This is a genomic window from Pseudomonas sp. UBT (assembly GCF_050915955.1).
GTDB lineage: Bacteria > Pseudomonadota > Gammaproteobacteria > Pseudomonadales > Pseudomonadaceae > Aquipseudomonas > Aquipseudomonas antarctica_A.
In genome coordinates this window covers 1,127,532-1,145,185 of record NZ_CP168079.1, presented here as the reverse complement: position 1 = coordinate 1,145,185, position 17,654 = coordinate 1,127,532, and the positions used below count along the sequence as shown (strand labels likewise).

Here is a 17,654-nt window from a genome sequence, read left to right as displayed (position 1 = left end):
ATGGACGCTACTCAAAATGAGGCCGCGCACCGCGCGGCCTCTGATGCTGAACTGATTTGTTGGGTCGACGAACAGGACAACCTGCTCGGCCATCTCGTCAGGTCTGACCTTCGTGAGCGCGGCCTGATCGGCCGTTGCACTTTTATCTTCCTGTTCAATTCGGCCGGCGAACTGTGTGTGCATCGCCGTACCTTGAGCAAAGCCCTGTACCCCGGTTTTTGGGACACGGCCGCGGGCGGAATGGTCGCGGCAGGCGAGTGTTACGCCGATTCGGCGGCCCGTGAGTTGGAAGAAGAGCTCGGGGTTGGCGGCGTGGAATTGGTCGAACATGACCATTTCTACTTCGAGGATGGCGCCAGCCGGCTCTGGTGCAAATCCTATTCGGCGGTCTGGGATGGCCCTTTACGCCTGCAGCCCGAAGAAGTCATGGAAGCACGGTTTTTACCCCTTGAAATGGTTCTGCAGGAAGCTGAACAAAAGCCTTACTGCCCGGACGCTCAAGAGGGCTTGCGGCGCTATCTGGCCTCGCGTCGCTAAAGTTGCATAAATTGGCGCTATTTGGCTCTTAGCAAGTCGGCTTTTTGCCGTTACACTGCGCGACTTTTCACCCAAACCGCCTTTGCGGTTCGGTAGCGCTGCCCCTGCCTGAGTGGGGCTTCGCGGTCGATGCCCTGTTCTTTTTACGAGAATCGAGCAGCGATCTGTCTTTGTCCTCCCAAGAGGATTGCCGGTGGCCAAAAAAGCCGCATCCTTCGCCGCCCTTGGTGGCTTGGTATTTTCCACCGACGCAGGTCGACACTGCCCGGACTGTCGCCAGCCCGTGGATTCGTGTACCTGCAAACAGACCCTGATCCCTGAAGGCGACGGCATTGCCCGCGTTAGACGCGAGAACAAAGGCCGTGGCGGCAAGACGGTGACCACCATCACCGGTGTGCCCCTGGCCGAAGAGGCCCTGAAGGAACTTGCCACCACGCTGAAAAAGCGCTGTGGCACGGGTGGCGCCCTGAAAGACGGCGTCATCGAGATTCAGGGCGATCACGTCGAGTTGCTGTTGGCCGAGCTGATCAAGCTCGGTTACAAGGCGAAGAAATCCGGCGGCTAGCAGCCTCTGTGAAACCCACCCCGATCGCCGGTTTGCTGAACGCGAACTGTCGTCTCCATGGTTTTCACAGAGCCTGTTCCTGACCGGTGTCTAAACTCTGCCCTGCGAGTGGGGTCTACCTTGCTTACAGGCAAATCGTCATTTTCATTCTTTAGACTTCGCCAGCCTTACAGAAGGGCGCGGTGATCTTCGACTTTATATAGGGGACTTCGATGTCCGTACGACGCACACGCAAAGACGATGGCAGCCAATGGACAGTTGCGGACAGCCGCAGTGTTTACGGGATTCGCCATTGGGGGGCCGGGTATTTCGCGATCAATGATGCCGGTCGCGTTGAAGTCCGTCCGAACGGCCCGAACAGCACGCCCGTCGATCTGTACGAGCAAGTCGACGAGCTGCGCAAAAGCGGTTTGTCCTTGCCGCTGCTGGTGCGTTTTCCCGATATCCTGCAAGACCGTGTACGCCAACTGACCGGCGCTTTCGATTCCAACATCGAACGCCTGGAATACCAGAGCAAGTACACCGCGCTGTACCCGATCAAAGTGAACCAGCAGGAAGCGGTGATCGAGAACATCATCGCCACCCAGGACGTTTCCATCGGCCTGGAAGCTGGTTCCAAGCCTGAGCTGCTGGCCGTGCTGGCCCTGGCACCCAAGGGCGGCACCATCGTCTGCAACGGTTACAAAGACCGTGAGTTCATCCGCCTGGCGCTGATGGGCCAGAAGCTGGGCCATAACGTCTTCATCGTGATCGAGAAAGAATCCGAAGTTGGCCTGGTGATCGAAGAAGCCGCCAACCTCAAGGTCAAGCCGCAGGTTGGCTTGCGCGTGCGTTTGTCGTCGCTGGCGTCGAGCAAATGGGCGGACACGGGTGGCGAGAAGTCCAAGTTTGGTTTGTCGGCGGCGCAGTTGCTGTCGGTGGTCGAGCGCTTCCGCGCGGCTGGCCTCGATCAAGGCATTCGCCTGCTGCACTTCCACATGGGCTCGCAGATTGCCAACCTGGCCGACTACCAGCACGGGTTCAAGGAAGCCATTCGTTATTACGGCGAACTGCGTAACCTCGGCCTGCCGGTGGACCACATCGACGTCGGCGGCGGCCTGGGCGTGGACTACGACGGTACCCACTCGCGTAACGCCAGCTCGATCAACTACGACATGGACGACTACGCCGGTGTGGTCGTGGGCATGCTCAAGGAATTCTGCGACGCGCAGAGCCTGCCGCACCCGAACATTTTCTCCGAAAGCGGTCGCTCCCTGACCGCCCACCACGCCATGCTGGTGGTGCAAGTCACTGACGTCGAAAAACACAACGACGACGTGCCGGAAATCGAAAACAAGGAAAGCCTGCCGGAAACCGTGCAATGGCTGGTGGACCTGCTGGGCCCGACCGACATCGAGATGGTCACCGAAACCTACTGGCGCGCCACTCACTACATGAGCGACGTGGCCACCCAGTACGCCGACGGCAAACTGACCCTCGCGGAAAAAGCCCTCGCCGAGCAGTGCTACTTTGCCGTGTGCCGTCGCCTGCACAACTCGTTGAAAGCCCGTCAGCGCTCGCACCGCCAAGTGCTGGACGAACTCAATGACAAGCTGGCCGACAAGTACATCTGCAACTTCTCGGTATTCCAGAGCTTGCCGGACACCTGGGCCATCGGCCAGGTCCTGCCGATTCTGCCGCTGCACCGCCTCGACGAGGAGCCGCTGCGCCGCGCCGTGCTGCAAGACCTGACCTGCGACTCCGACGGCAAGATCAAGCAATACGTCGACGAGCAGAGCATCGAGACCAGCCTGCCGGTGCACGCCTTGAATGAAGGTGAAGACTACTTGCTGGGCATCTTCCTGGTGGGCGCTTACCAGGAAATCCTCGGTGACATGCACAACCTGTTCGGTGATACCGATTCGGTGAACATCTACCAGCGCGAAGACGGTTCGGTGTACAGCGCCGGTATCGAGACCCACGACACCATCGAAGACATGCTGCGCTATGTGCACTTGTCGCCGGAGGAGTTGATGACGCATTACCGCGACAAGTGCGCGAGCGCGAAGATCAGTGCCAGTGAGCGCACGCAGTTCCTGGATGCGTTGCGTCTCGGTTTGACCCGCTCTTCGTACCTGTCCTCGTAATATCGGCTGGCAGAGATCTAAAATGTGGGAGCGGGCTTGCTCGCGAAAGCGGTACATCAGTCACACATGTGTTAACTGATTCACCGCTTTCGCGAGCAAACCCACTCCCACATTTGTATCTTCGTTTGGTTGTACCTTCTTTGTGAGGTCTGAACGATGTCGAGCAAACTCTTGCAAGCGTTCACCCTGGCAGTCGCCGCATTCCTCGCGGCATGCTCCCCGATCAAAGTGCTCAACGCACTGACGCCCTCCAACACCTTCACCAAAACCGCATCCATCGCCTACGGCACTGATCCGCGCCAAAAACTCGATATCTACCGTCCTGTCGCGGCCGCACCCAATGCGCCCGTCGTGGTGTTTTTTTACGGCGGCAGCTGGAACAGCGGCTCCAAGGACGATTACGGTTTCGTCGGCGAGGCACTGGCCTCACGCGGCATCGTTGTCGTGATCGCCGACTATCGGCTCTACCCCCAAGTGCGTTACCCCACCTTTCTTCAAGACGGCGCCCAAGCGGTGGCCTGGACACGTCAACACATCGCCGAATACGGCGCCGACCCCACGCAGTTCTACCTGATGGGCCACAGCTCCGGTGCCTACAACGCCTCGATGCTGGCACTGGATGGGCGCTGGTTGAAAGCCGTGGGATTGTCGCCCTCGATGCTCAAGGGTTGGATCGGCCTGGCCGGGCCCTATGACTTCCTGCCGATTGATAACCGCGATGTGCGCCCGGTGTTCTTCTTCCCGAATTCCCCACCTGATTCCCAGCCGATCAACCACGTCAGCCATGGCGCGCCGCCGAGCCTGTTGATTGCCTCTGCGAGCGACACGCTGGTCAACCCCACGCGCAACACGGGCGGGCTGGCGAAAAAGTTGCGCGACGCGGGGGTGCCGGTCGAGGAGTTTTACTTCACCAAGACCAACCATGCGACGCTGGTGGCGTCCATTGCCAAGCCCTTGCGCTGGCTGGCGCCGGTGCTTGATCGGGTCACGGCGTTTATCCAGTCCACTCCGGGCCAGTGAGGCTGGCGCTACCGGACGATGAGGCTGTACACGGTTGAGGTCTCGGTACTGGCTTCCTCCAGCGCGACGGAGCGCAGCGTGTCATCCGGTGATGCGGGCGTGATTGTCAGCGCAACGCCATTATTCATTAGCGTGCGACCCTGGGGCGACAGGGTCGCTCTAATGCCCTGCTGCGTCACGAATACCTGGAAACCCGTCTGGTTCCAGACCTCCACTGCGGTTGAGACAGGCAGCTCCGGCAGAGTTGCAGGTGTGTCGCTTCCCGGTTTGATTGCCCACTCGCCGGTGCCCGGGGTGATCGGTGGGGTTTGAATGGCAGGTTCAGCGACGACGTCGCTGGGTGGCGGCGATTTTTTCGCCTTGGCCGCACGCATTGTGGCGGCCACGATTAAACCGACCACTAGCAACGCGCCGAGGATAAATACGATATTGCTGCCCATGTTTGTCCGTCCCTGAGTTGAAAGAAGGTTGAGGCCAGAAACGTATCGCTTTGCAGGCCCAACCTTCATTCAACGTCGGTAGCGGGGTTTTGTAACCTGTGAGAACTAACAGGTCGGCTCGCCGAGCCACGCGTTTCTTTTGTTCAATCGCCAAGCGATCGCCCACAGCGTGAGGCTGCGCAAGGCCATGAACAGCAGAAAGCTTATCCACAAGCCGTGGTTGCCGTAGCCCTGCAATACCCACGCGAACGGTAGCAAAATCACCACTGTCAGCAGCATACCGTTGCGCATTTCCCGTGCGCGGGTGGCGCCGATAAACAGGCCGTCCAGCAAGTAACTCCACACGGCAATCAGCGGCAGCACCGCCAGATAAGGCAAGTAGATATCGGCGGTTTCGCGCACGCTGGGGATGTTGGTTTGCATGGCGATAAACAGGTGGCCGCCAAAGGTGAACAGCAGCGCGAAGCCCACACTGGCGATCAATGACCAACCGCAGGCGACCACCAATGAACGGCGTAACGCCTGCCGGTCGTGGGCGCCGATGGCGTGCCCGCACAGGGCCTCGACTGCGTGGGCCAAACCGTCCAGGGCATGGGCGGTCAGCAACAGGCCATTGAGCAGCAGCGCATTGGCCGCCACGGTGGCATCGCCCAGGCGGGCGCCTTGCACCGTGATCATGAAGAATACCGATTGCAGGGCCAGGCTGCGGATGAAGATGTCGCGGTTCACCGCCAGCAGCGGGCGCCAGCTTTGCCACCGCTTGAGTGCGGCCCAGGCGATATGCCCGGGGTAGGCGCGCAGGGCTTTTTGCGTGAGCGCCAGGCCAAGCAGGGCGCCGGTCCATTCGGCAATGACGGAGGCGCGCGCGGAACCGACCACACCCCAATCCAGGCCAAGAACGAACCACAGGTTCAGGGCGATATTGACCAGGTTGGTGGTCAGCAGAATCGCCAGCGGTGCACGGGCGTTCTGGGTGCCGAGGAACCAGCCGACCAAGGCATAGCTGGCCAGCGCGGCAGGCAGGCCGAACAAGCGAGTGTGGAAAAAATCGCGGGTCAGTTGATTCAGCTCGGGGGAGGGCTGCATCCATTCCAGCGCCAACTGGCTCAGCGGGATGCCCACCGTGCCCAAGAGCATCGCCAGGCCCAGCGCCAGCAACAGACCTTGCAGCAGGACCTGCCGCAACGCTGCACCATCGCCACGCCCGGCGGCTTGCGCGGCAAACCCGGTGGAGCCCATGCGCAGAAAACCCATGGCCCAGGCGAGGAAGGTATAGAGGCTGGCCCCAACGGCCACGGCCCCCAGTTGGTGGGCGTGTGGCAAGTGGCCGATGACCATGCTGTCGACCAGCGCTACCAGTGGCACCGAGATGTTCGACAAAATCATCGGCGCGGCCAGGGCCCAGACACGGCGATGGGTGGGGCGGTCGCGCCAGTCGGTGAGTAACGTGAGTGTTTTCAAGTATCAGTGCACAACCCAACTGAGCAGCCAAAGGCCCAGCATCAACCAGATAATGCCCGCAATGATCGATGCCCGCATAAACGCGCGCACTGCCGAGTACAGCAGTAACAGCCCGATGATCAGGGTGATGATGCTGATGATCGACGTGTCCATGCCCAGGGATTTGGATAGCCCGTCGACAAAATCGCCGCCGGCATGGGACAGCGTGTTGAACAGCCCGCTGAACAGCTCGACGATAAAGTGGATGATCTGGCCGATTTTGAGACCCAGCCAGCCGAAAAAGTCTGTTTGCATGTGTGTGTCCTGATGAATAGGTGGGCGTAGCTGCCGGACCTGAGCCTTTGGTCGTTATCGGCGCACGCGAGTTCCCTTCTAGCATAGAGGTTTACGGCGTGCAGGGATTCACTTGCCTTCGCCAATCATCCGCCCGAAGCTATACACCTTCAGGAGCCCCCGCATGAACCTCGAACACCTCACCGAACGCCTGCACCGTATCCGCGATGACAATCAGTGGAAGCCGTTCCACAGCCCGAAAAACCTGGCCATGGCCGCCAGCGTGGAAATGTCCGAGCTGGTGGAAATCTTCCAGTGGCTGACCGAAGACCAATCGCGCCAATTGCCCGCAGACAAGCTCGCCCATGCCGGGCAGGAAGTCGGCGATATCGTGCTGTACCTGCTGTTGCTGTGCAGTGAGCTGGGCCTGGATATGAATGAAGTGGTACGCGCCAAACTGGCCGACAGCGAACGGCGGTTTGCCCATGAGTGATCGTCATTTCGACCAGTTGGCCACGCGCTTCGCCGAGAAAATCTACGGGGGCGCCAAAGGGGCGATTCGCCTGGCGGTGCTCCAGGCCGACCTGACCGAAGCGTTGCCGGACCGCCCGTTACGCGTGCTGGATATCGGCGCCGGCCTGGGGCATATGTCGTTGTGGCTGGCCGAACGCGGCCATCAGGTCACACTGGCCGAGCCCGCCGAGCCGATGCTCGAAGGCGCGCGCCAGCGTTTTGCGGATGCGGGGCAGACGGCGACGTTTATTCACGCGCCCTGGCAGGACCTGCTCGGCCAACTCACCGAACCTTACGACCTGGTGCTGTGCCATGCGGTGCTGGAATGGTTGGCCGAACCCCATGCGATACTGCCGGTGCTGCACCAACTCACGGTGCCCGGCGGCTGGTTGTCGCTGGCGTTCTACAACCGTGATGCGCTGATTTACCGCAACCTGCTCAAAGGCCACTTCCGCAAAATGCGCAAGAACGACATGGCCGGCGAAAAGCAGAGCCTTACGCCGCAACAACCCCTCGACCCACGGGAATTGGCGGCGCAACTCGAAGGGCTATGGCAGGTCGAAAGCCAAAGTGGCGTGCGGGTGTTCCACGACTATATGCCGGTGGAATTCCAGGCCCGCGCCGATTTACAGGATTTGTTGGAGATGGAACTCGCTCACCGTCGTCACCCAAGCTTTGCCGGGCTTGGGCGTTATTTACACTGGATATGCCGTCCGGTTTAAGCGGCCCAGTCTGCGGAGGTCGAAATGCGTCGTCTCTGTTTGATCCTGTTGTCCCTGGGTTTGGGAGCATGTTCCAGCCCGAATCCTTACGTGGCCGCCTCGGCCCCGATGCCGCCGGCTCCGGCACAGGCGGCCAACACCTTTGATGCCAGCGCCTACCCGGCGCCGGTGCGCGACTATGGCGCCTATCGCAGTTGGGCCTGGCTTAACGGCCAACTGCCGGCGGGTTCGGCGTGGGCCGACTCGGCGCAAATTGCCGAGGCGGTCAGCGGCGCCCTTGACCAGCGCGGCTTGCGCCCCTTGCATGACAACCGTGCGCCCGACCTGCTGGTAAGCGCCGATGTGCGCCTGGAAAAGCGCCTGCGCCAGGTCCAGGACGACTATGGCTATGGTTACGGTGGCTATAACCGCTATGGCAACGGTTACGGCATGTACAACTCGGTGCCGGTGGTGCGCACCTATGAAGTGACGGTGGCGGTGGCGCGTATCAGCCTGTTCGATGCCCGCACCCGCCAGCCGGTCTGGAGCACCAGCGCCGAAACGACCAGCCAGGGCAGCTTGAGCGAACGCGCGGATGCACTGCGCGAGGCAATGCAGAAGGCAATGACTGCCTACCCACCCAGTTAGCAGCTATTCTCATCTCAGGCCTATGCCGTTTTTTGGAGAACAACCATGCTTCGTCGCTTCGCTGCACTTGCTGTTGTTGTACTGCTGGGGGGCTGCCAGACCAGTCAGGTCAACAACGACTATGACGCCAGCCGCGACTTCGGCGCCTATCGCAACTGGGCCTGGAAAGACCCGGCCCTGCAATATCGACCGGATGACCCGCGCATCAAGAGTGACCTCACTGAGCAACGCATCCGCCAGGCTGTGGGCGAACAACTCGACCAACGCGGCCTGCGTCCCGCTGCGGCAGGCACCAAGGCCGACCTGAAGGTGCAGGTTTACCTGATCGTCGAAGACCGCCAGCAACAAGTCACCACCAATTACGGTGGAGCATGGGGCGGCCCGTGGAACGGTTACTGGGGCGCGCCGATGTACAACGAAACGCGCAACATCACCTACAAGGTCGCAACCCTGCAGGTCGACCTGTTGGACGGCAAGGATGGCAAGCTGGTGTGGCGTGGCAGCGACGAGCAGATGATGAGCAGCACGCCGAACCCGCAGGACCGCAGCAATGCCATCCGCACCACGGTGACCAAGATCCTTTCCAATTACCCACCGCACTGAACCCCGCCATCTGAGCTGTGTGGGAGCAAGGCACCTCCCACATTTGCCCGTCATCCTCCCCAGCCCTTGTCTACACTCATTGACACCCCAGGAGAGTAAGCGCTCGGCAACTCGCCGGCACAGGAGTGCTCGATGTCTCCCCGATTGGCTTACAAGCAGCGCGGTGCCATTGGCTTGATGGCGGTCGGCGTGTTGGCGTTGGTATTGGTCTGTACCTTGCTGGTGGTCGACAGCGGCCGTTTGTACCTGGAAAAGCGCAAGCTGCAGGGCGTGGCGGATACGGCGGCGCTGGAGGCCGTGAGTCGCGGCGGGACCTGTGTGGCGGGCCTGAGCGCAGCGGCTTACGCGGCGCAGAGTGTGGCTCGGAACAATTTTGTGGTGGGTAACGGCAATACCCTGGCGACCCTTTGCGGCACGGTAACGACCGCCGCGTCGGGGCTGCGCACCTTCAGTGCAAACCCTGCGGTGTCATCGGCGATTCAAGTGGTGGTCAGCAAAACCGTCACCACCAGCGTGGCCGGCGGAATCTGGACACTCTTTTCCGGCGGCCCGGTCAGCGTCAACACTGTATTGACGGCGACGGCAGTCGCGGCGATGCCTGCGCCATCGTTGGCCCAGCTCACCATCAACAGCACCCTGGCCAGCGTCAACACGGCCAGCGCGAGCCTGTTGAACCCGCTGTTCAGCGGCTTGCTCGGCGGCAACGTCAACCTGACCCTCGCTGGCTGGAATGGCTTGCTCAACACCAACATCAATCTGCTCAGTTACCTCAACCAGTTGGCGGTCAACCTGAACGTGGCCGCCGGTAACTACACCCAATTGCTCAATACCACGGTCACCGCGTCGCAGTTGATCCAGGCCGCAATCACTGTGCTGACCGCCAACGGTGCGACGGCAGACGTGTTGACCGCGCTGGGCAACCTACAAGTCGCCGCGATCAATCAGGCGCCATTAACCCTTGGGCAAATCCTGCAATTGCAAACCGGCACCACCGCTGCGGCGCTGAATGCCAACCTGCAAGTGTTTCAACTGATCCAGGGCGTGGTGCAACTGTCCAACAGCCAGAGCGCGGTGGCGGCGACCTTGCCCGTGAGCCTGCTGGGGCTGGCCAATATCACCACCCAAGTCAAAGTGATAGAGCCGCCGCAGTTGTCGGCCATTGGCAACCCGGCACTTGCCGCCGCCAACCCGCTGGGGCCGAACGCGATTTATGTGCGTACCGCTCAGGTGCGTACGGAGGTGACGGTCAGCTTGCCGGTGTTGAGCAGTTTGTCGGGGCTGACCACGGCGGTGAATAACCTGGTGGGTCCGCTGACGCCGGTGGTCAATGGCCTGCTGAGCTTGAACCTGGTGACCACCATCAACTCGGCGTTGTGTTTGCTGGGGGCCGGGTGCCAACAGTTGGATTTGCTGCCGTTGCCGGGCAACCTGCCGCTCAATATCGTCCTGGATGCCGGGGGCGCCAGCAGTTACGTCACCGCGTACAGCTGCCCGACCGGCAACGCGGGTACCAAGAGTCTGACGGCCACGACCACGACCTCTGTGGCGTCGCTGAATGTGGGCAGTATCACGAATGCGTTTTCCACCACGCAGCCGATGACGGTGGCGCCCATGGCGCTGATCGATATTGGCACCAAGACCTGCCATATGATTGCCTTTATCGGCAGTTGCGGCACCCGGGTGCCGTTTGCCGGCGGTGGGATCGGGATCAAGGTGCAAAGCCCGATCGTTGGGAGCAACCAAACCCAGGTGTTTTCCAGCACCACGCCCTTTGCCACGCCACCCAACGTAGGCCTCACGCCTACCTATTTGGCCGCCACGCCAGCCACCAATGTGGTGAGCAGCCTTTCAACCACCCTCAGTGGCGTGGGCATCACGGCCTATCAGCCGGTGGGCAATAACCCGCTGGGCAGCCTGATAGCGAATACGGTCTCGCTGTTAAGCGGTGTCAGCGCCATCGTCACGCCGGTCGTGGATAACCTGTTGGGCCCGCTGCTCAACCCGATTCTGAACAACTTGCTGAACAGCCTGGGGATCAGCCTGGCGAATGTAAACGTCGGCGCCAACCTGACCTGCGGCCAGACCGGCGAAGCCTACCTGGTGATTTAAGCGTCGGTGGCTCTGGGCAGTTCAATACAAAAGCGCGCGCCGTGTTCACCGTTGCTGACGCTCAGCCGCCCGCCCATGTTTTCCACGATGCCGTAGCTCACCGACAACCCCAACCCGGTGCCCACGCCAATCGGTTTGGTGGTGAAAAACGGCTCGAAGATTCGCTCCAGTAACCGTGGGTCGATGCCGCCGCCGTTGTCTTCGACCCAGATGCGCACGTGGCGGCTGTCGTGTTCGGTGTGCACGGCGATCCAGGGACGCAGGTCGGGGTTTTTCTCGCGTTGGCTCAATAGCGCGTCGCGGGCGTTGACCATCAAGTTGATCAATACTTGCTCAAGTTGGTCGATGTAGCCTTTGACCTGCACCGGAACCTCCGCCTGGGTCAGGCGCACGTCCACGCCTTTGCCGCGCAAGCCTTCGCTGAGCAACGACAGCGTGCCCTCCAGCGCCTGCGCCGGGTCGAAGGGTTGCTGCTCGACCTCCGAGCGGCGGCCGAACACGCGCATATGGTCCACCACACGGGCCGCACGCTGCACCTGTGCGTCAATGCGCTGCAGTTTTTCGGTCAGGTAATCGACCTGCGCGTCGCCATTGCTCAGGCGCTTGAGCACGTTGACGATGGCCATGCGCATCACGTTCAGCGGCTGGTTGATCTCATGGGCCAGACCTGTGGCCATTTCGCCGAGGGTGGCCATTTTCGCGCTTTGCGTCAGTTGTTGTTGGGAGCGGCGCACTTCGGTGTTATCGCGGCCCACGGCCTGCACTTCCACCAAAGCGCCGTGCTCATCAAATACCCCGCGGTCCGACCACACCCACCAGGCATGTTCGCGCCCCGGTAATTGCAGGCTGATTTCTGCGGTGCTGACAGGAAATTCCGGCGTCAGTTGCCCGATGCGGTGCACAAATGCCCCGCGCTGTTCGGCCGACAGCCAGTCCCCCAGGTTCACCCCGTGCAACTGCGCGGGCAGGCATTCCAGATAGTTGGCCAGTGGCGTGTTGCCAAAGGTCAGGGTCAGGTCCGGGCGGTAGCGGCAAATCATCGCCGGGGAGTCTTCCACGAGAATTCGGTAGCGCTCCTCGCTGTCCTTGACCTGTTGCGCCGCCAGGGTCGCCTCGGTGACATCAAGCCACAGGCCGACCGCTTCCACCGGCACGCCAAGGTCGTCGCGCAGCAACTTGGCTTCATCGAGCAGCCAGTGGTAGTCGCCCTGCTTATTCTGCACACGATAACGACTGCGCACGCTGCCTTCACGCAGCAGTTGGCGGGTGCGCTGGAAGTACAGGTCGCGGTCGTCGGGGTGCACCCATTGCACCAGGCTGTCGTGGTTGCATTCGGCGAGCGTGCGGCCGAGCAAGGGGAGCAGGCTGTCACTGAAAAACACCGGTTGCAGGGCCCCGTTCACATAGCGCTGCACATAGATCACTGCCGGTGAGCTGGCGATCAGGTTGTCCAGTCGGGCGTGGGCGGCGTCGGCCTGCAATTGCTGGTTCTTGATGTCGCTGATATCGAGCATGAAGCCGACCCAACGACGCCGCTCGCCGGCGCCCAACACTTGGCCCTGCACGCGATACCAGGTCGGCGGCCGGTCGGTGTCGCTGCGGTTGAGGCGTACGCTGGCGAGCAAGGGCTTACCGAGGGTTTGCAGGTCCCGCAGGCGACTGTGCAGCTCCTGGCGGTCGGCGGGGTGGATGAGGGTCAGCCACGCGTCCAGGGGTTGCCGGGTCGGACCTTCTTCCGGGTCGAGGTTGCGCATCAATTGGGGGGCAAGCTGGATTTCGCCGCTCACGGGCAACAACTCAAACCAGCCAGTGCCCAGCAAGCCCTGCAGGGCTTCCAGGCGTTCCAGTTGTTGATGGTGACGGTGTTCGCGCAGGCGGCTGAGCAACGGCGCGGCCAGGGCGGCGGCGAGGTTCAGCCAGTCTCGGTCGTTGGTGTGCGGTTGGCCGCTGTAGGCGCCGCACAGCAGCCATGCGGCGATGCCTTGGCCATCGCGATAGGGCACAAGAAAACCATCGGCATTGCCAAACACGCTGTGCAAGCGCGGGTGCTCACCACGCCCATAAGGTGCTTGCAGGCTCAGCGGCGTCGTGCCGTTGAGACTGTCCAGGCAGGTGCCGAGGCGCTGGCCGGTGTGCCAGAACAGCGGTGCATCATGGTTGGCGTACTGGCTGTAGATCATCCAGCCCTGATCTTCCTGATCGAGCAACGCGAAGGCGACACAGGGGATGCGCCAGCGTTGCGCGATATTGCATAGCTGTTCGTTGAACACCTCGGGCAAGCGGCTGAGGCTGCACACGCGCAATTGCTCACTCACCAGGCTGATCAGTTGCTGGTTCTGTTCGCGCTGCTCGGCCCGGTCTCGGCCGCCGAGCAAATCGCCGATATCCACGGCATGCAACAGCCAGCCGTGCTCATGGGCTTCTATCATCGCCCGGGTGTGCAGGATGTGCCCGGCCGGGCTCTGGAAATCCAGGTCCAGGCTGTGGCGTTGCCAATCGGCCGGAACACCTTCCACCGCCAGGGCACTGTGGGCGCACAGCAGGTCGTGCAAGCGTGGCGAGTTCACGTGCTGCCCTAACTGTGGGCGCAGCGTGCCGCTGATCTCCAGCACGTGGCCTTGAGCATCCAACTGCATGTGCAGCCCGGCAGCAGGAGGCGCCGGCGTGTCGATAGCCAGCGCGCCACCGCGGCCGAGCAGGCGCCCGAAGAGTTTGTCGCCCGAACTCAAAACTGCAGGCTCGACTGGGCCTGCAATGTCACCGGCAATTGCGGCACGGTGCCAATGCCGGGCAGGACAATAAAGGGCATTACCGCCTGGAGATTGGCCGAGGGGTAGTTGATCTGCACCGACAGCAGGCCGTTGTTGAAGGTGGTGTTGATTTGGTTGATGTTGAAGTTGAACGCTGGCGGAATCCAATACAAACGCGTGGTGATAGCGTTTTTGGCGGTGCTCTGCACTGCGGCCTGGTAGCCCGGCATCGTCGGGTCCAGGGCCACGCTCAGCCGCACGGCTTCGGCGGTTGCCTGGTTGAACGACTGCAATAACAGCAGCGGCAGGCTATAGCTGACCATGCCGTAGAACACGGCGAAAAAAATCACGAACACGGCCACGAATTCAATCGCTGCCGTGCCTTTTTGCTTTCTTGGGAGGCTTGTTTTCATCACCGCGTCTACCCTGACGGCTACTACTTGATATCAGCATAGAATCAATCAGCAAAAAGGGATGTTTTTTAGTGATCCAGGGTGCGGTGGTGCTGTTGTGGTTGGCGCTGTGTGCGGTGCAGGACGTCCGGCAACGATTGCTTGCCAATCGCCTGACGCTGGGCGCTGCCCTGTTGGCGTTGATTTATCTGGTGTGGACGGGCAACACCTGGCTCGGAGCATCCGTCGGGCAGGGGCTGTGGGCCTTTATCCTGGCACTGCTGTTGACCTTGCCCGGTTACGCCCTTGGCCGTCTGGGGGCGGGGGACGTCAAGCTGCTTGCGGCCCTGGCGCTGGCATCGAATGCCGAGTATTTGCTGGTGGCATTTGTAGGGGCTGCGGCCGTCAATTTGCTCTGGCTGTTACTGGCGCCAAAGCTTTGGCCGCTTATGCGTCAAGGGCTTAAAACTCATTTGGTTCACCTGGCACCGGACTCGTCAAAAAAGCTGCCGTTCGCGCCGTTTTTACTGGTGGGTTTTGCTGCAGCCTGGTTTTGGATCCATTAGTCGTCAGAGGGTATTAACGCTATGTACATAGTCAGAAAGTACGTCTACGTTTAATACGTAGGTGTAAGGAATATTTCGTGGTGAAGGATTAGTCAAACTATTGGCTTGCTAGGCATGGAGTAGCGCGTGAACAAGCTTACCTCTGCAGTAAAAGTGCTCGTGGTCGATGATCAGCCGCTGATCGTGGAAGAGCTCTGTGAGTTTCTTGAAAGCAGCGGTTTCCGTTGCGTCCCATGTGGGTCCAGCCAACAGGCCCTGAAACGCTTCAGCGAAGATGACGAGATCGGCCTGGTGCTGTGCGACCTGCATATGCCGGACATGGACGGCATTGAGTTGGTCCAGGCCCTGCAAAAGGTTGCCGGCAAGCAACGTGCCTTTGAGGCGATCATGTTGACCGGCCGCGCCGACAAGCAAGATGTGATCAAGGCCCTACGCGCCGGGATCGCGGACTACTACCAGAAACCGATCGATCTGCACGAGCTGCTCGAGGGCTTGCAGCGCCAGGAAGCCGCGCTGGAAGAACGCAAAAAGGAGCTGCAACTGGGGCACCTGAACCAGAAGCTGCAATTTCTTTCCGAGTCCATCAACGATCTGTACCAGGACCTCGATAAAGTGCGCCGCAGCCCGCAAGCGCTCGAGGGCGAAGACGTGTCGGCCGAGGAGGTCGGCTCGGTGGAAACTCCGGCGATCTTCAACCAGTTGTCGCCGCGTCAGTTGGACGTCGCGCGGCTGGTGGGCAAGGGGCAGACCAACTATCAAATCGCCTGCGAGCTGGGCATCACCGAGAACACGGTGAAGCTGTATGTGTCTCAGGTTTTGCGCCTGACCCACATGCATAACCGCACGCAGTTGGCGTTGGCGCTATCGCCGAACAATTCGGCAATGCGCCAGCGTGTCACTGCCCACTGACCTGTCCTTTCACACTCGGCCAAAATGTGGGAGCGGGCTTGCTCGCGAAAGCGGTGAATCGGCTGAGGATGTCTCGGCTGCTACCACGCATTCGCGAGCAAGCCCGCTCCTCCATTTGGCACGACGCGGGTGCCGGATTGGCTCAATTACTGCCTTGGGTCTGCCCACCGACTTTCTGTTCGAAATACTCCGGAATCGGATGTTTGTAGCTCTCCAGTAAACGTTGGGCGGCTTGTTCGCGTTCCACGGCCGTGGCTTTTTGTGGCGTCGTTGATGCGACACGTCCACTGGACTGCAACGTCAGCCAGTTCTCGGTGGCCGCCTGCTGCGGCGAGGAGGGGCCGGGTTCTATGGCCATGACGCTCAGGGGCATTACCAGCACTGCCAGGCTGGTGAGATAAGGCACTTTCATCATTAATTCCTCGGGTTGCTGGCTGCATCGACGACCGTGGCGATCTGGTCCTTGGCCTTGGCGATGGGGGCGCTTGAGCCCTTGAGTTTTTCGGCCCTGGCCTGGGCGTCGGTGACTTGTTCGGGGCTCAGGCCCATTTGCGTGACCAGTTGTGCGGCCTGCGTCCAGTTGTCCTGATAGATCAGCAGGGTCACCAGGTTGATCGCCGCCAGCGTGTCGCTCTGCTTGAGCTCCATGGCGGTCATGAATTCGAATCGCGCATCCTCAAGACGCAGTTGGTTGAGGTACACCACGCCCAGGTCATTGCGGATCTTTTCGTCAGTCGGGGCCAGTCGCGCCGCGCGTTGCAAGTGCGACATGGCTTGCCCGTTGTCACCCTTGGCCGAGGCCAGTTGCCCCAAACCGTGTTCGCCTTCTGCGGCCATGCAGGTGCCGAGCAGGCTGCGATAAAGTGGCTCTGCCTCGCTGCGTCCCAGCAACCGATAGGCCTTGGCCTGGCGCAGGCGCACCTGGGGCAGATTGGCCGGCAAGCTCTGCAGGTTGGCCAGGCTGGCGTGCAGCTTGCCGTCGTTGGCCATTTCATCGGCCAGGTTCAGCGACAGTTCCTGGTCGGCGCCGGGTTTGGGGCAGGTGCCGGTTGCCGTCAGGGCAGCCCACGGGGTCTGGCCATTGGTGGCGCAACCGCCGAGCAATAACAGGCTCATTCCGGCTATCAAGGCTTTCATCGGGCGCTCCTCATAAGTTACTCAAGGCCCGAGAGATGCCGATGAACGCCGGCCCCCCGAGCACGATCAGCAGGGCGGGAAACAAAAACACCATCATCACGACCGACATTTTCGCGGACATCTTCGACACGAATTCCTGGATGCGCGTCAGACGTCGGTCGTCGAGCAATTGCTTGAGCGCCAGCAACGATTTCATCGCGCCGCCGCCCTGCTGAACCAGTTGCTGGAGGATGGTGCAGGTGTCGGTGAATTCATCCACGGCCAGCATCCTGGCGGTTTTACCCAACTCTTCGCTGAGTTCCAGGCCGGAATCGACGCGGGTCAGGATCAGGCGCAGTTCAGAGGTCAGCGCCGGCAGCAGGCGCTGCGCTTCAATGCTCAGCACGCGTAGCGCTTGTTCGACCGCCATGCCGGACTCGAACAGAATGCGCAGCAGCGGAATGAAAGTGGATACCTCGCGCGCAATGCGTTGCTGCCGCGCCTTGGCGGCCCTGGCCAGAATGCGCTTGGGCAGCAGATAGCCGATGCCCAGGCCAATCAAGGGCGCCAGCCACGGCGAAGCAGTGTGGGGAAACAGCAGTTGCTGGCCCACCAGTACGACGCCCAACAGCAGTAACGGGGTGCCCACTTGTATGGCCGCAAACATGGAGCGCTGGGTGGCCTGGCGCCAGCCGACCCGGTTGAGCAGGGTTTGGGTTTCGTTGTCCAGGCTGACCGAGCGTTGCGCGATGGGGCTGTTGCCCAATTGACGCATCAGCGTGCCAAACCGGTGCTCACGGCCCATCTGGCCCTGTAAACGCTGGGCGACCAGGTGTTGGCTGCGCCGATGTTTTATCAAGTTGGCCAGCACCAGCGCCAGGGCGGCCAGGAACAGTACGGCGCTGATCAGCAGCGAAATAGCCAT

At 61.1% G+C, this 17,654-nt stretch carries 19 protein-coding genes; 11 read left to right on the top strand and 8 right to left on the bottom strand.

The genetic code is table 11. The features are described 5' to 3' along the window. The 4 genes from ACDZ94_RS05405 (at position 1) to ACDZ94_RS05390 (ending at position 4,248) form a co-directional block, all read left to right on the top strand. Positions 1-537: an NUDIX hydrolase gene (locus tag ACDZ94_RS05405; RefSeq protein ID WP_064450489.1), complete on the top strand. Its 537-nt coding sequence runs from the start codon at positions 1-3 to the stop codon at positions 535-537. A 193-nt stretch (positions 538-730) separates the two neighbouring features. After that, positions 731-1,102 carry a translation initiation factor Sui1 gene (locus tag ACDZ94_RS05400; protein WP_064450490.1) on the top strand — a complete coding sequence of 124 codons (372 nt, stop codon included), beginning with the start codon at positions 731-733 and terminating at the stop codon, positions 1,100-1,102. Between the two features lie 212 nt (positions 1,103-1,314). Continuing rightward, the gene (speA, locus tag ACDZ94_RS05395; protein ID WP_064450491.1) at positions 1,315-3,228 is read left to right on the top strand and encodes an arginine decarboxylase; all 1,914 of its coding nucleotides are present in this window, start codon (positions 1,315-1,317) and stop codon (positions 3,226-3,228) included. A gap of 156 nt (positions 3,229-3,384) precedes the next feature. Continuing rightward, entirely contained in the window at positions 3,385-4,248 is an 864-nt protein-coding gene (locus ACDZ94_RS05390) for an alpha/beta hydrolase (RefSeq protein ID WP_064450492.1), read from the top strand. A gap of 8 nt (positions 4,249-4,256) precedes the next feature. Here ACDZ94_RS05390 and ACDZ94_RS05385 read toward each other — a convergent pair whose 3' ends face one another. From ACDZ94_RS05385 to ACDZ94_RS05375, 3 genes are all read right to left on the bottom strand, one after another. Continuing rightward, positions 4,257-4,688 carry a hypothetical protein gene (locus ACDZ94_RS05385; RefSeq protein ID WP_432751172.1) on the bottom strand — a complete coding sequence of 144 codons (432 nt, stop codon included), beginning with the start codon at positions 4,686-4,688 and terminating at the stop codon, positions 4,257-4,259. A 105-nt stretch (positions 4,689-4,793) separates the two neighbouring features. Then, positions 4,794-6,149, bottom strand: a complete 1,356-nt coding sequence (locus tag ACDZ94_RS05380) for an MATE family efflux transporter (RefSeq protein ID WP_064450494.1) — start codon at positions 6,147-6,149, stop codon at positions 4,794-4,796. Positions 6,150-6,152: 3 nt separating this feature from the next. Next, the gene (locus tag ACDZ94_RS05375) at positions 6,153-6,443 is read right to left on the bottom strand and encodes a hypothetical protein (protein WP_053254143.1); all 291 of its coding nucleotides are present in this window, start codon (positions 6,441-6,443) and stop codon (positions 6,153-6,155) included. 163 nt (positions 6,444-6,606) lie between these two features. Between ACDZ94_RS05375 and ACDZ94_RS05370 the strand changes: the two genes are divergently transcribed. From ACDZ94_RS05370 to ACDZ94_RS05350, 5 genes are all read left to right on the top strand, one after another. Next, complete coding sequence (locus tag ACDZ94_RS05370; protein ID WP_064450495.1) at positions 6,607-6,915, top strand: MazG-like family protein; 309 nt, start codon at positions 6,607-6,609, stop codon at positions 6,913-6,915. Beyond that, entirely contained in the window at positions 6,908-7,657 is a 750-nt protein-coding gene (locus tag ACDZ94_RS05365) for a methyltransferase (protein ID WP_221293808.1), read from the top strand. The genes ACDZ94_RS05370 and ACDZ94_RS05365 overlap by 8 nt, the downstream gene beginning before the upstream one ends. A gap of 24 nt (positions 7,658-7,681) precedes the next feature. Beyond that, complete coding sequence (locus tag ACDZ94_RS05360; RefSeq protein ID WP_053254146.1) at positions 7,682-8,284, top strand: DUF4136 domain-containing protein; 603 nt, start codon at positions 7,682-7,684, stop codon at positions 8,282-8,284. Between the two features lie 45 nt (positions 8,285-8,329). Further along, positions 8,330-8,887 carry a DUF4136 domain-containing protein gene (locus tag ACDZ94_RS05355; protein ID WP_262666920.1) on the top strand — a complete coding sequence of 186 codons (558 nt, stop codon included), beginning with the start codon at positions 8,330-8,332 and terminating at the stop codon, positions 8,885-8,887. 132 nt (positions 8,888-9,019) lie between these two features. Further along, the gene (locus ACDZ94_RS05350; RefSeq protein WP_432751171.1) at positions 9,020-10,996 is read left to right on the top strand and encodes a pilus assembly protein TadG-related protein; all 1,977 of its coding nucleotides are present in this window, start codon (positions 9,020-9,022) and stop codon (positions 10,994-10,996) included. On the opposite strand, the gene ACDZ94_RS05345 is transcribed toward ACDZ94_RS05350, so the two are convergent. Together ACDZ94_RS05345 and ACDZ94_RS05340 are read right to left on the bottom strand one after the other, a co-directional pair. Beyond that, positions 10,993-13,725 carry a PAS domain-containing sensor histidine kinase gene (locus ACDZ94_RS05345; protein WP_432751170.1) on the bottom strand — a complete coding sequence of 911 codons (2,733 nt, stop codon included), beginning with the start codon at positions 13,723-13,725 and terminating at the stop codon, positions 10,993-10,995. The two genes, ACDZ94_RS05350 and ACDZ94_RS05345, sit on opposite strands and share 4 nt — an antisense overlap. Then, positions 13,722-14,159: a TadE/TadG family type IV pilus assembly protein gene (locus ACDZ94_RS05340; RefSeq protein WP_064450500.1), complete on the bottom strand. Its 438-nt coding sequence runs from the start codon at positions 14,157-14,159 to the stop codon at positions 13,722-13,724. The genes ACDZ94_RS05345 and ACDZ94_RS05340 overlap by 4 nt, the downstream gene beginning before the upstream one ends. A gap of 71 nt (positions 14,160-14,230) precedes the next feature. Here ACDZ94_RS05340 and ACDZ94_RS05335 point away from each other — a divergent pair, with 71 nt between their 5' ends. Together ACDZ94_RS05335 and ACDZ94_RS05330 are read left to right on the top strand one after the other, a co-directional pair. Beyond that, complete coding sequence (locus tag ACDZ94_RS05335) at positions 14,231-14,704, top strand: prepilin peptidase (RefSeq protein ID WP_064450501.1); 474 nt, start codon at positions 14,231-14,233, stop codon at positions 14,702-14,704. 126 nt (positions 14,705-14,830) lie between these two features. Continuing rightward, positions 14,831-15,613 carry a response regulator transcription factor gene (locus ACDZ94_RS05330; RefSeq protein WP_221293811.1) on the top strand — a complete coding sequence of 261 codons (783 nt, stop codon included), beginning with the start codon at positions 14,831-14,833 and terminating at the stop codon, positions 15,611-15,613. A 142-nt stretch (positions 15,614-15,755) separates the two neighbouring features. Here ACDZ94_RS05330 and ACDZ94_RS05325 read toward each other — a convergent pair whose 3' ends face one another. The 3 genes from ACDZ94_RS05325 to ACDZ94_RS05315 are packed head-to-tail and all read right to left on the bottom strand — an operon-like array spanning position 15,756 to position 17,654. Then, entirely contained in the window at positions 15,756-16,025 is a 270-nt protein-coding gene (locus ACDZ94_RS05325) for a DUF3613 domain-containing protein (protein ID WP_064450503.1), read from the bottom strand. A 2-nt stretch (positions 16,026-16,027) separates the two neighbouring features. Continuing rightward, positions 16,028-16,750, bottom strand: a complete 723-nt coding sequence (locus tag ACDZ94_RS05320; protein ID WP_064450504.1) for a tetratricopeptide repeat protein — start codon at positions 16,748-16,750, stop codon at positions 16,028-16,030. Positions 16,751-16,760: 10 nt separating this feature from the next. Continuing rightward, positions 16,761-17,654 carry a type II secretion system F family protein gene (locus ACDZ94_RS05315; RefSeq protein ID WP_064450505.1) on the bottom strand — a complete coding sequence of 298 codons (894 nt, stop codon included), beginning with the start codon at positions 17,652-17,654 and terminating at the stop codon, positions 16,761-16,763.